Origin of the sequence: Streptomyces aurantiacus (assembly GCF_027107535.1) — a bacterium.
GTDB lineage: Bacteria > Actinomycetota > Actinomycetes > Streptomycetales > Streptomycetaceae > Streptomyces.
The window spans coordinates 3,664,238-3,676,858 of the sequence record NZ_CP114283.1; the positions used below are offsets into that span (position 1 = coordinate 3,664,238).

Annotated in this window: 12 protein-coding genes; 3 read left to right on the forward strand and 9 right to left on the reverse strand. The window is 69.7% G+C overall.

The window, feature by feature from the left end; translation table 11 throughout:
* Nucleotides 1-39: 39 nt before the first annotated feature.
* Nucleotides 40-2,259 carry an NADP-dependent isocitrate dehydrogenase gene (locus tag O1Q96_RS18060; protein ID WP_269249164.1) on the forward strand — a complete coding sequence of 740 codons (2,220 nt, stop codon included), beginning with the start codon at nt 40-42 and terminating at the stop codon, nt 2,257-2,259.
* A 181-nt stretch (nt 2,260-2,440) separates the two neighbouring features.
* On the opposite strand, the gene O1Q96_RS18065 is transcribed toward O1Q96_RS18060, so the two are convergent.
* Nucleotides 2,441-3,706, reverse strand: coding sequence for an alpha-L-fucosidase (locus O1Q96_RS18065; RefSeq protein WP_269249165.1), 1,266 nt, complete (start codon nt 3,704-3,706; stop codon nt 2,441-2,443).
* Between the two features lie 386 nt (nt 3,707-4,092).
* Here O1Q96_RS18065 and O1Q96_RS18070 point away from each other — a divergent pair, with 386 nt between their 5' ends.
* Nucleotides 4,093-4,500 (forward strand): SseB family protein, encoded by a 408-nt coding sequence (locus O1Q96_RS18070; RefSeq protein ID WP_269249166.1) that lies wholly within the window; start codon nt 4,093-4,095, stop codon nt 4,498-4,500.
* A 238-nt stretch (nt 4,501-4,738) separates the two neighbouring features.
* On the opposite strand, the gene O1Q96_RS18075 is transcribed toward O1Q96_RS18070, so the two are convergent.
* The 4 genes from O1Q96_RS18075 to O1Q96_RS18090 all read right to left on the reverse strand — a co-directional run bounded on the left by O1Q96_RS18075 (nt 4,739) and on the right by O1Q96_RS18090 (nt 7,592).
* Nucleotides 4,739-5,725, reverse strand: a complete 987-nt coding sequence (locus tag O1Q96_RS18075) for an AraC family transcriptional regulator (protein WP_269249167.1) — start codon at nt 5,723-5,725, stop codon at nt 4,739-4,741.
* 276 nt (nt 5,726-6,001) lie between these two features.
* Nucleotides 6,002-6,445: a MarR family winged helix-turn-helix transcriptional regulator gene (locus O1Q96_RS18080; protein ID WP_269249168.1), complete on the reverse strand. Its 444-nt coding sequence runs from the start codon at nt 6,443-6,445 to the stop codon at nt 6,002-6,004.
* A gap of 75 nt (nt 6,446-6,520) precedes the next feature.
* Complete coding sequence (locus O1Q96_RS18085; RefSeq protein ID WP_269249169.1) at nt 6,521-6,871, reverse strand: VOC family protein; 351 nt, start codon at nt 6,869-6,871, stop codon at nt 6,521-6,523.
* A gap of 136 nt (nt 6,872-7,007) precedes the next feature.
* On the reverse strand, nt 7,008-7,592 hold the full coding sequence (locus O1Q96_RS18090) for a TMEM165/GDT1 family protein (RefSeq protein WP_269249170.1): 585 nt from the start codon (nt 7,590-7,592) through the stop codon (nt 7,008-7,010).
* A gap of 355 nt (nt 7,593-7,947) precedes the next feature.
* Here O1Q96_RS18090 and O1Q96_RS18095 point away from each other — a divergent pair, with 355 nt between their 5' ends.
* The gene (locus O1Q96_RS18095) at nt 7,948-8,340 is read left to right on the forward strand and encodes an SseB family protein (RefSeq protein WP_269249171.1); all 393 of its coding nucleotides are present in this window, start codon (nt 7,948-7,950) and stop codon (nt 8,338-8,340) included.
* A 15-nt stretch (nt 8,341-8,355) separates the two neighbouring features.
* Here O1Q96_RS18095 and O1Q96_RS18100 read toward each other — a convergent pair whose 3' ends face one another.
* From O1Q96_RS18100 to O1Q96_RS18115, 4 genes are read right to left on the reverse strand one after another with little or no spacing between them, the layout of a single operon-like run.
* Nucleotides 8,356-9,387: a LacI family DNA-binding transcriptional regulator gene (locus tag O1Q96_RS18100; protein ID WP_269249172.1), complete on the reverse strand. Its 1,032-nt coding sequence runs from the start codon at nt 9,385-9,387 to the stop codon at nt 8,356-8,358.
* Entirely contained in the window at nt 9,384-10,289 is a 906-nt protein-coding gene (locus O1Q96_RS18105) for a carbohydrate ABC transporter permease (protein WP_269249173.1), read from the reverse strand. Before O1Q96_RS18105 ends, O1Q96_RS18100 begins: the two co-directional genes overlap by 4 nt.
* Nucleotides 10,286-11,260, reverse strand: a complete 975-nt coding sequence (locus O1Q96_RS18110; protein ID WP_269249174.1) for a carbohydrate ABC transporter permease — start codon at nt 11,258-11,260, stop codon at nt 10,286-10,288. Before O1Q96_RS18110 ends, O1Q96_RS18105 begins: the two co-directional genes overlap by 4 nt.
* On the reverse strand, nt 11,257-12,588 hold the full coding sequence (locus O1Q96_RS18115) for a type 2 periplasmic-binding domain-containing protein (protein ID WP_269249175.1): 1,332 nt from the start codon (nt 12,586-12,588) through the stop codon (nt 11,257-11,259). The genes O1Q96_RS18110 and O1Q96_RS18115 overlap by 4 nt, the downstream gene beginning before the upstream one ends.
* Between the last annotated feature and the right edge of the window lie 33 nt (nt 12,589-12,621).

Genomic DNA, 12,621 nt, shown 5'->3' on the forward strand with positions numbered 1-12,621 from the left:
GATGTCGAGCAATGTTGCAGACGTGGAGCGGAGCACCCGGTGACTGACTCGACCATCATCTATACGCACACTGACGAGGCCCCGGCCCTGGCGACGTATTCGTTCTTGCCGGTGGTCCAGGCGTACGCGTCGCAGGCCGGTGTCACTGTCGAAACCCGTGACATCTCGCTGGCCGGGCGGATCATCGCCCTCTTCCCCGAGTTCCTGGAGGAGGGGCAGCGCATCCCCGACGCCCTCGCCGAGCTGGGCGAGCTGGCGAAGACGCCCGGGGCCAACATCATCAAGCTGCCGAACATCTCGGCCTCGATCCCGCAGCTCAAGGCCGCGGTCGCCGAGCTGCAGTCGCAGGGCTACGCGCTGCCGAACTACCCGGACGACCCCAAGACCGACGAGGAGCGCGACATCCGCGCCCGCTACGACAAGGTCAAGGGCAGTGCCGTGAACCCGGTGCTGCGCGAGGGCAACTCCGACCGCCGCGCCCCCGCGTCGGTCAAGAACTACGCCAAGGCCCACCCGCACCGCATGGGCGCCTGGACCTCCGAGTCGAAGACGAACGTCGCGACCATGGGCGTCGACGACTTCCGTTCCACCGAGAAGTCCACGGTGATCTCCGAGGCCGGCTCCCTGCGCATCGAGCTGACCGGCGACGACGGTTCCACCACCGTCCTGCGTGAGTCCGTACCCGTCCTCGCGGGCGAGGTCGTCGACGCCTCCGTCATGCACGTGGCCGCGCTGCGCGAGTTCCTCACCGCGCAGATCGCCAAGGCCAAGGCCGACGGCGTGCTGTTCTCCGTGCACCTCAAGGCCACGATGATGAAGGTCTCCGACCCGATCGTCTTCGGCCACGTGGTGCGCGCCTTCTTCCCGAAGACGTTCGCCCGGTACGGCGAGACGCTCGCCACCGCCGGCCTGACCCCGAACGACGGTCTCGGCGGCATCTACAAGGGCCTCGAGTCCCTGCCCGAGGGCGCCGAGATCAAGGCGTCCTTCGACGCCGAGCTCGCCGAGGGTCCGGAGCTCGCCATGGTCGACTCGGACAAGGGCATCAGCAACCTGCACGTCCCCTCCGACGTCATCGTCGACGCCTCCATGCCGGCGATGATCCGCACCTCCGGCCACATGTGGGGCCCGGACGGCCAGGAGGCCGACACCCTCGCCGTCCTCCCGGACAGCAGCTACTCCGGTGTCTACCAGGTCGTCATCGACGACTGCCGCGCCAACGGCGCCTACGACCCGTCGACGATGGGCACGGTCCCGAACGTCGGTCTGATGGCGCAGAAGGCCGAGGAGTACGGCAGCCACGACAAGACCTTCGAGATCCCCACCACCGGCACGGTCCGCCTCGTCGACGAGGCCGGGAACGTCGTTCTCGAGCAGGCGGTCTCCGCCGGCGACATCTTCCGCGCCTGCCAGACCAAGGACGACCCGATCAAGGACTGGGTCAAGCTGGCCGTCACCCGCGCCCGCGCCACCGGCGACCCGGCCGTGTTCTGGCTCGACGAGACCCGCGCCCACGACGCCGTGCTCATCGAGAAGGTCCAGCGGTACCTGCCGGAGCACGACACCGAGGGTCTGGACATCCGCATCTTGGCCCCGGTCGAGGCGACCAAGCTGTCCGTGGAGCGCATCCGCCGCGGCGAGAACACGATCTCGGTCACCGGCAACGTCCTGCGCGACTACCTGACCGACCTGTTCCCGATCCTGGAGCTGGGCACCAGCGCCAAGATGCTCTCGGTCGTCCCGCTGATGAACGGCGGCGGCCTCTTCGAGACGGGCGCCGGCGGTTCCGCGCCGAAGCACGTGCAGCAGCTGGTCAAGGAGAACTACCTGCGCTGGGACAGCCTCGGCGAGTTCCTCGCGCTGGCGTCCAGCTTCGAGCACCTCGCGCAGACCACGGACAACGCGCGTGCCCAGGTCCTCGCCGACACGCTCGACCGCGCGACGGCCGCGTTCCTGGAGCACGACAAGTCGCCGAGCCGTCGCCTCGGTGGCATCGACAACCGCGGCAGCCACTTCTACCTCGCCCTCTACTGGGCGCAGGAGCTGGCGAAGCAGACCGACGACGCCGACCTCGCGAAGGTCATCGCGCCGCTCGCGGAGACGCTCGCCTCGCAGGAGGAGACGATCGTCGCCGAGCTGAACGCGGTGCAGGGTTCGCCTGCCGAGATCGGTGGTTACTACCAGCCCGATCCGGCCAAGGCCGAGTCGGTCATGCGGCCGTCCGCGACGCTGAACGCGGCGCTCGCCACGCTGGCCTGAGCCTCGGTCTGAACGCGCCCGCTGATGGTTCGATGCCGTCGGCGGGCGCGTTGTCGCTGGTCGCACCGCCCCCCCGCGCCCCTGACGGGGCGTGAGGGCTCGCGGAACCCGTGTCCCCGGCGCCTCGCTCCCGGCCGCGGCCGGGTCCGTGGCCGGGCCATCAGGAGTGGGTGACACCCCGTCAAAGGCGCCCGGCCCCCGTATAGAGGTCCAGTTCCCCTTCGAGTTCCACGGCGATCACTGTCGCCTGCTCGTCCAGGTCGGCCGCCGCGGGAGCATCGATCCAGGTCACGCCGGGGACGGTGTCGAGGCCACCCGTGACGTGGTGCCCCACTTCGGCACCCGTGCCGAGGACCGTGGCTCGCCGGACTCGGTTGCGCAGGCCTCGTACCGAGACGGCGTCGCGCGGGGCGTCGAAGCACACCAGGTAGAGCGTGCGCCGGTCGGCGGACAGGGTGCTGGGGCCGTAGTGGTGCCCGGCGGGCAGCCCGGCGACCGTCCCGTACACGGCGTCGGAATGCCGGGCGATCCACCCGCCCAGGCCCTCCATGCGTTCGATCTGTTCCTCGGGGATCGTCCCGTCCGCGCGAGGGCCGGCGGCCAGCAGCAGGTTGCCGCCCATGCCGATGGTCTCGGTGAAGTACCGCACCAGCTGGCGCACCGACTTGAAGTCGCGGTCCTGCGGCCGGTGGCTCCACGAGTCGTTGATCGTGAGGCACAGCTCCCACGGGCCGCCCGGGGCCCGGAGCGGGGCGCCCTGTTCCGGGGTGGCGTAGTCGCCGTGGCTGAGCATGCGGCCGTTGAGGACGGTGTCCGGGTTGCCGGCGAGGATCAGATCGGCGAGTTCGCCCATGCGCCACTGCTCCTCGGTGCGCTCCCACTCGCCGTCGAACCAGAGGACGTCGGGCCGGAAGCGCTCGACGAGTTCACGGACCTGCCCGTCGCGGTACGTGAGATAGCGCGCCCAGGCCTTCGGGTCCTCCTCGCCGGGCTCGGCGTGCGAGTAGCCGTTGGGCGGCACGATGTGCGGCCCGGGGTGTCGCTCGGTCGGGTAGTCCGGGTGGTTCCAGTCGGAGTGCGAGTAGTAGAGGCCGACCTTGAGGTCCCGGGCGCGCAGCGCGTCGACGAAGCCGGTGACGAGGTCACGTCCTGCCGGAGTGTCCCGGACCACGTCGAGGTTGCGGTGGCCGGTGTCCCAGAGGGCCACGCCGTCGTGATGCCGGGCGGTGAGCACGGCGTACCGGGCGCCGACCCGGGCGAACAGCTCGGCCCAGGCGTCCGGGTCGTAGCGCGAGGCGGTGAACCCGTCGAGCTGTCGCATGTACCGCTCGTGCGTCATCTCACCCGTGTAGAAGGACCAGGACTCGGCGGCGCCGCCCACGGCGTAGATGCCGTAGTGGATGAAGATGCCCAGCTTGGCATCGGGAAACCAGGGTTGCATCGGCATGTGTCCACGCTAGGCGCGCAGAGCGGACGTCGCGTGGGCGATGGTCACCACTACTGGTCCGTTCTCACCACCGGGCGCTCGAGCCGCGGGAACGGAAGCGACCCACCGGCTGCCGCCGCGCCGGGCCGGCGAGCGGGCCAGGGACCGTTTCCGGCCCTCGCCCCGCATCGGACACCCATCGGCGAGCACGCCCGGGCCGCCGGCCCGGCGCGTGGACTGTGACCGGCCGGGGCTGCCCCCGTCCGGCTTTCCGTTCGTTCCGTGACCGTTCGGTGATGGATGAATGGAGCGGGCATGGCACTCCCCATGACGGGTACGCAATCAGCTCCGCCCGATTCGGAGAACGTCGCGGGCGGCCTGTTTTCGCCACTACGTCTGGATGTGCCATGGATATTTCCTCGAACGACAACGCCACGGTGGAGGCCCAGCGTGCGCTGAGCGCCCTGGCCGAGAACGCCGAGGACGGCGCCGCGCTGGACACCCTGGCCGGTAGTGACGTGCTGGTCCCGGTGCCCGACGACGCCGACGACGAGACGGCGGGCGACCCCACCGTCGTGGCGCTGCCCGTCCTCGAACAGCCGGGCGCGGACCCCCTGGTACCGGTGTTCACCTCGGAGGTGACGATGGCGGAACTGCTGCCGTCCGTGTCGCGCTACCGGCTGGTGCCCCTGGGGACGCTCGCCGCGCAGTGGCCCGCCAGTGACCTCTCGCTGACCATCGACGCCACCTCACCGAACGGACTGACCCTCGACTCCCAGGGCGTACGCACCCTGCTGGCCCGGCCTCACGCCTGAGGCCCGCGGGACGCGTACGAGGTCGGGCCCGGCCGCACGACGGAGGGGAGCGGCCGGGCCCTGGGGGTGCGGGCAGGCTCCCGCGCCCTCCCGCGCCCCGGTTCATGGTCACGAGGGATGAACGGCGCCGACACCGCTCATCCCCGGCGCACGGGCGCCGTGATCAACGGTAGGACTCCGTCGTGCCGGAATCGCTCCGCTGAGCGCGGTCCTTGTCCGAAATGCGCGGTGCCCCGCGTCACCCGGATCGCAGCGTCTGCGCGGGCGACTCCCCGAACCGGGCCCGGTAGCGCTGCGCGAAACGCCCGAGATGCGCGAACCCCCATCGGTACGCCACCTCCGTGACCGTGACCGTTGCGGGATCGGCCGAGAGCAGTGCCTCGTGCACCCGCCGCAGGCGCACCTCGGTGACGTAGGCCGTGGGGGACATTCCCACGTGTTTGCGGAAGGCCTCCTGGAGAGCGCGCACCCCGACCTGGGATATGGCGGCCAGTCGCGCCGCGTCGTAGTGCTCGGCCGGTCGCTCCTCGACGACCTCCATGACCCGTCTGACCGTCGCGGGCCGCGTGGCCCGCACGGGAGCCGCCAGCTCCTCGCTGTAGGAATGGCCGGACGCGTACAGCATCCCTTCGAGGAGGAGCTGTTCGGTCCGTGCCTGGATCAGGGGCCGGCGCAGCAGTCCGCCCGCCACGTCCTGTTCCAGCAGGCACCACTGGGCGAGGCTCGCCCAACTGCGCCCGGGACCACGGGAGATGTCGATGTACGGCTCGAAGTGCGGGAAAGGGCGCGGCGGCCTGCCGAGCAGCGCCTCCAGCCGCTCGTGCACGGCCGGCATCTCGATCTTCACGGTGAGGACACGGCAGTCGGCCGACCAGTCGTCCACATGGATTCCGCGCTCCGGATGGAGGAACACGGCGCGCCCGGGAACGGCGTACGCCGTCTCCGCGGAACCCTGCCGACAGCTGAAGCGGCCCGTGAGCGGCACCGCCACGTGGTACACCCGAGGCTCCGTGAAGCCCATCGTCACCTCGGTGCCGAAACTGAGGTCGCCCACGGTCAACGAGCCGAGGCCGACCACGCTGAGCCGGGTGAGGAAGTCCTCCGACCGGCCCGGTACTTCGAGACGGAGGTCGTAGTAGTGGTCCGCGATGGCGTCGAGGGATTCGTCCACGCGCCGCGTCGCGTAACTGCTGAACCCGGTCCTGCGCTCTTCGTCTCCGGTCACTGTGATGCCCCCTGACGCAGCCTGTGCGGTCCTTCACACGGCGCCCTCGACCGTCAAGGAACCGGGGTGGCCGTGGTGACCTGATGCGGGTCGTCGCTGTGGGGAGGCTGATGCCCGGTCCAGGATGCCCCGAGGGGCGAGGCCGCGCACGACCATTGCCGCAACGCGGGCGCCGAGGCGCACGTTCGGTCCGCGACCCCAGCTGCTCCCGGTGTTCCCCGATCGTGCTCGCCCGGGGACGTGCCCGTACGCCGTCCCCGCGCCCGGTGCGGTGATTCAGCCGGAGCCGGTGTCGGTCAACATGCGGGCCAGGGCGGCGCGTTGCAGTGGACGCACCTCGGTGTGCAGGTCGCGTCCCTTCCGGGTGAGGGCCACCCAGACCCCGCGCCGGTCCTCCCGGCAGACGCTCCGCTCGACCAGACCGTCCTTCTCCAGGCGGCCGATCAGGCGGGACAGGGCGCTCTGGCTCAGATGGACCCGGTCGGCGATGTCCTGCACCCGGCACTGGTCGACCCGGCCCGAGCCCGCATCGGAGCCCGCGTCCGAGTCCGCGCCGACAGCCGAGGTGCTCGACGCGAGGATGTCGAGCACCTCGAAGTCACTGGCGCCCAGGCCGTGCGGATGGAGCTCGCGGTCGATCTCGCACATGGTGCGGGCGTGCACCGACAGAATGTCCCGCCACTGGTCCTCGAGCCGGGGAGAGGCCTTCTCTGCTGCCATATCCGCACGGTAACAGAGAAAAGGCCATTTATTGAGCGTGCAACTAGTGCAGCTGCATGCAGTTGGTCACCTTGGTCAGGACGCCTCCTGGGCAAGACCGATGTCGTTGCCGTCCGCGTCCTTCACGGAGGCGATCAGCATGCCGCCGCCGACGTCCTGGACGTCCTGGACGACCTCGGCGCCCGCGTCGACGAGAGCGGCCAGGCTCGACCTGATGTCGGCGACGTGCCAGTACGGGACGGGACCGGTCAGGCCCTTGGCGTGACCGTGGGGGTCGAGACCGACCTCCGGCCGCCCCGGCGCCCGGAAGCCCACGTAGTACGCCTCGTCCACGTACGGCTCCACTCCCAGGAGTGCGCCGAACAGTGTCTTCGCCCGGGCGAGGTCCTTGACGGGGTAGGTGATGGTCTTGAGGCCTTCGGCCATGACGGGCTCCTCCGTTGTCGTGATTCCACCGGTGTCGGTGCCGGTTCCCACCGGTTTCTCGCCGGTGTCATCACGCTACGACCGGGTGGTACGAGCCCGCTTCTCCGATCCTGACCAGTCGTCCCGGGGCGGACGGTCAGCCCGTGAAGATCTCCACCAGCGACCAGACCGCGAGGCCGAGCATGCAGATCCCGCCGATCCGCTGCACCGTCTTCAGCGGCACGCGCTTGGCGATGAAGCGGCCCGCCAGCAGCGCGAGCGCGGAGACCGACATGAGGGCGGCGGCGGAGCCCACGGCCACGGAGGCGACCCCGTTCGTGGCCGCGAGGTTGGCGGTCGTGATCTGCGTCAGATCGCCCCACTCGCTGATGAAGACGGCCATGAAGGCGGTCGTGGAGACGGGCCAGAAGCCGGTGACGGTCCGGCCGCCGGAGTCCTCCTCCTCGTCGTCCCCGGCTCCGCGCAACAGCATGAAAGCGCCGAACGCGAAGAGCGCGGCCGAAACCGACTTGACGGTCCAGTCCGGCAGCAGGCCGATGAGGCTGCCGGCGCCGACGGCGATCGCGACGTGCACGACGAACGCGGTGGACGTACCGAACCACACGTAGAGAGGCCGCATACGGGTGCCCATGGCCAGCGACGCGAACATCGTCTTGTCGGGCAGCTCGGCGAGGAAGATCAGCCCGAAGGCGGTGAGAATCGCCAGAGGGTCGAGATGCATTCCGGTGGCTTTCTGTAGGGACCGGGCCCCCGGATCTTCACGAAGCGCCCTCGGCAGGGGCGACGGGAGAACCGATCGGCCCGGCATGACGGGATGCGCCGCGGGATCGCGGGCACGGCAATGCCTGGCCGAAGGTCTCGTCCGCCCGTGTGATCACAAGGGCCCGGCCACCGGGAACCCGAGGGCTCCAGTGTGTCGACGACCGGTTCGCAGGACTACTCCCCTTCGCAGTCACTCAGTGTACAGGGCATCTGTCCGGGTCTCGCATGAGCGTGCGGGCGACGGGTATGCGAAGAACAACTCGACGCGGACGGGCACAGAATGGTGCCGACCGCGAGGCACGAGCGGAATCCTCATGAACGGCCCACTCGACGAAGCGACCACCTCCGAAGACACGTCCGACGTGATCCTGCGCGCTCTGAGCGTCCTGGCCCACAACGGTCTGGACGGCGATGCGAGGACGCGGCTGGCCGGCACCAGAGTGCTGGTGCCGGCCGACGAGACGAAGACCGCGCGGCTGACCCTCCCGCTGACCGGCCGGGCCGTCCTCGTCTTCACGTCCGAGGAACGCATGGCCAGGGCTCTGCCGGACGTCCAGTGCTACCACCTCGTGCCCCTGGGCATGATCTCGGCCCACTGGCCCGCACGCGGCCTCGCGCTCACCATCGACCCCGGTTCACCCGAGGCCGTGACCCTCTCGGCGGAGGGCGTGCTCCTGTTGCTCGCCCCACCGCTGAAGGCCGCCTGAAAGTCCGGAAGGACCTCAGGTGGACTCGCGTTTGACCAGTTCCGTCGGCAGGATCACCGCCGCCGGGTCCTCGCCGCCGATCTGGGCGAGCAGCACCCGGACCATCTCGGAACTGATGCGGTCGTAGGGCTGGCGGATCGTGGTGAGCTCGGGGCTCGACGCGACCGCCGCGGAGGAGTCGTCGAAACCGCCCACGGCCACGTCCCCGGGAACGCTCCGGCCCGCCCGGTGCAGCGCGCTCAGCACGCCCTGCGCCATCAGGTCCGAGGCCACGAAGACCGCGTCCATGTCCGGCACCCGCTCCAGTAGGAGCTCGGCGCCCGCCTCCCCGCTGGCGCGGCTGTAGTCGCCGGACACGACGAGCCGCTCGTCCAGGTCGATGCCCGCCTCGGTGAGCACCTCCCGGTAGCCGGCGAGGCGCTCGACTCCGCCGGGCGTGTCCAGCGGGCCGGTCACCATACCCACGCGGCGACGGCCGAGCGACACGAGATGGCGCACCATGTCACGGGCGCCGTCCCGGTCGTCCGCGGCCACGTAACTCACCTTGGAGCCGACACCGATGGGCTTGCCGCACATGACCAGGGGCACGCCCGCGTCCCGCAGTTGCTCGGCGACCGGGTCCCCGGAATGGCTGGACACCAGCAGCACCCCGTCGACGTGACCCGCGGTGATGTACCGCGTGATACGGCGCCGTTCGTCCTCGGTGCCCGCGAGCATCAGCAGCAGCGGGATGTCGTGCGCCGCCAGTGCCTGCGTGCAGCCGCGCAGCAGGACGTTGAAGTTGGGGTCCTCGAAGAACCTCTCCTGCGGCTCGGTGAGCAGGAAGCCGATCGAGTCCGAGCGCCCGGTGATCAGCGAGCGGGCGTGCCGGTTGACGACGTAACCCGTCCTGCGGATGGCGGCGTTGACCGCCTCCTGCGCGGTGGGGCTCACATAGTGTCCGCCGTTGAGGACACGCGACACGGTTCCTCGTGAGACTCCCGCCTCGCGCGCGACGTCGTGGATCGTCGGCGGTCGGCGCCGGCCCCCCGATTGGCTCATGGTCACGACTTTACGGCTCCCGACAGCAGATCGAGGCTCCAGAACCGCTGGATGACCAGGAAGAGCGCGATGAGCGGAACGACCGCGAGCAGCGCGCCGGTGATCACCAGTGTGTAGAGGGCCGGGGTGTTGGCGCCCTGTTCGAGCAGGGTGAACAGACCGAGGGTGATCGGGAACTTCTCGTCGTCGCTGAGCATGATGTACGGCAGCAGGAAGTTGTTCCACACCGCCACGAACTGGAACAGGAACACCGTCACCAGTCCGGGCACCATCATCGGCAGCGCGATCCGTGTGAAGATCCGCAGCTCGCTCGCCCCGTCCATCCGCCCGGCCTCGACCACGTCGGCGGGCACGGCCGCGGCGGCGTAGATCCGCGCGAGGTACACGCCGTACGGGGACAGGATCAGCGGCAGCAGGACGGACGCGTACGAGTCCGTGAGGTCGGCCTCGGCCATCAGGAGGTACTGCGGGATCGCGAGGATCACCGGCGGCATCAGCACGCCCGCCATCAGGACGCTGAAGATGGTCTCGCGGCCGCGGAAGCGGTAGATCGCGAGGGCGTAGCCGCTGATCGCGGAGACGACGGTCGACAGGAGGGCGCCGAGGCCCGCGTAGAGGGCGGAGTTGCCCATCCACGTCCAGTACACGCCGTCGCGGTAGGCGTTGAGGTCGGAGATGTTCTCGGTGAAGCCGGTGCCCGGCAGGAACGTGAACGTCGAGAACAGTTCGCTGCCCGACTTGGTCGCCGCGATCACCACCCACGCCACCGGCAGCAGACAGTAGAGCGCGCCGATCAGCAGCGTCACCGTCGGGACGAGGGCGATCCGGCGGCGCAGCGGCGGCCCCTGGGCGGTGCCGGGTGTCGTCCTCGCGGCCGGAGTCGCCTTGCGGACGGCAAGAGAACTCATCGTGCTGCCTCCTGCTTGTTACGGGAGTTCGCGGCGCGCAGGAAGCCGAAGGACAGGAGCAGCGTGACGAAGGCGATGATCACCGCGGTCGCCGCCGCCGAGTGGATGTCGCCCTTGCCGAAGGCGTCCTGGTACACCTTCATCAGCGGACTCCACGTCGTGGAGACGGAGTTGGTGAGCGGCTTGAGGGTGGTCGGCTCGCTGAACACCTGGAGCGTGGCGATGATCGAGAAGAAGAAGGTCAGCACCAGTGAGGGCGCGACCATCGGGATCTTGATCCTGATCGCGATCTGCAGCGGGGTGGCGCCGTCCAGCTTCGCGGCCTCGTACACCTCGGCCGGGATGGCCTGCAGCGCGGTGTAGATGACGATCATGTTGAAGCCGGTGCCGCCCCACACCGCGATGTTCGACAGCGCGAGGTACAGCGGCCCGCCGTCCAGCAGGTCCGGCTGCGGCATGCCCAGCTTGTCGAGGACGAAGTAGAAGGGGCTGACGTCCGGCAGGTAGAGGAAGCCCCAGAGCATCGCCGCGACGACACCGGGAACGGCGTACGGCAGGAAGATCGCGAGCCGGGTGAACGGCGCGAGGCGGACCCGGTCGGTGTCGAGCATCAGCGCGAACAGCAGCGCGAGCCCGAGCATCACCGGCACCACGATGGCGCCGTACCCGAGTACGCGCAGCGCTCCGTCGAGCAGCTCGGAATCGGTGAGGGAGTCGGTGTAGTTCTCCAGGCCCGCCCAGACCTCGCTCCGGGCGCCCGCGCCGAGACCCAGGCCCTTGACCTGGACCTTGTGCAGGCTGATCCACACCGCGTAGCCGATGGGCAGCGCGAAGAAGAGGGCGAACAGGATCGTCGCGGGGAGGAGGAAGAGATAGGGGGCGCTTCGCGCTCGCTCGTGGGTGGTGGTGGGAGACGGGTGGGCGTACGGGGCCCCCTTGACCCCGTACGACCTCCGGCGTGCGCTTGTCACTCCGCGACCTCGAAGCCCTGCTTCTCGAGGTCGGCGACGGTGTCGTCCTGCATGGTCTTCAGGGCGGCGCCGAAGTCCGACTTGTTCTTCGCGGCCGAGGCGAAGGCGTCCTTGAACGTGGTGTACGCGACGTTCACGTTCGGTCCCCACGCGGAGGGCGCGGTGGTCTTCGCGATGGAGGACGCCCGGGTGTAGAAGTCCGGCTGGTTCGAGAAGAACGCCGGCGGCTCGGCGAAGGCGTCACTGGTCTGCGCGGTCGTGGCGGCCGGGTAGATGCCGCCCTCCTTCGCGAGCGCGGTCAGCGCCTGGGGGTCGGTGTTCAGCCAGGTGGCGAACTTCGCGGCGGCCGACCTGTGCTTCGAGTCCGTGGTGACGGCCGTGGACGAACCGCCCCAGCTGCCGGTGACGTCGTCGGTGGCGGACCACTGCGGCAGCGGGGCCATCGCCCACTTGCCCTTGGTGTCGGGGGCGGCGGTGGTGAGGGTGCCCGGCGCCCAGACCGCGCTGACCCAGGCGATCTGCTTGCCGGTGTTGAGCGCCTTGTTCCAGGCCGGCGTGTACATCGGCTGGTTGTCGATCGCGCCTTCCTCGACGAGGCCGCCCCAGAAGTCGGCGACCTTCTGCGTGGGCGCGTCGTCGATGCCGACCTTCCACTTCTGGCCCTCGGTCGTCCACCACTTGGCACCCGCCTGCTGGGCGAGTCCGGCGAAGAGACCGGAGTCGTTGGCGGAGAAGGTGGTCAGGTCCGTGCCCGGCGACTTCTTCTTCAGCGCGCGGGCGGTCTGCGCGAACTGCTCCCAGGTCTGGGGGACTTCGAGGCCGTACTTCTTGAAGAGGTCCTGGCGGTAGTAGAACATCATCGGCCCGGAGTCCTGCGGGATCGCGTACACCGCGTCCGAGCCCAGTGTGGTCTGCTGCCAGACGCCCTCGGCGAACTTGTCCTTCACGCCGTCCACGTCGCCGGCTATGTCGGCGAGTGCGTCGTTGCTGACCAGTGTCGGCAGGGCCTGGTACTCGGCCTGGACCAGGTCCGGGGCCTTCTTGGCCTTGTGCGCCGTGAGGATCTTGGTGACCAGAGTGTCGCCGGACGCCTGCTTCTTGACCGTGACCTTGATCTGGTCCTTCTTGCCCGGGCCGTCGTTCCACAGGTCGGCGACCTTGTCCATGCCCGGCGTCCAGGACCAGTACGTCAGCGAGACCGGACCCGAACCGGCCCCGTTGTCGTCGTCGGAGCCGTCGTCCGAGGAGCCGCAGGCGGCAAGAGCGGTGGCGCCGAGTGTGACGGCGACCGAGATGGTCACGAGGCGACGCAGCTTCGTGTGTGGCATGGATGTATCTCCCTGACCGTGGCCACCGCCTGC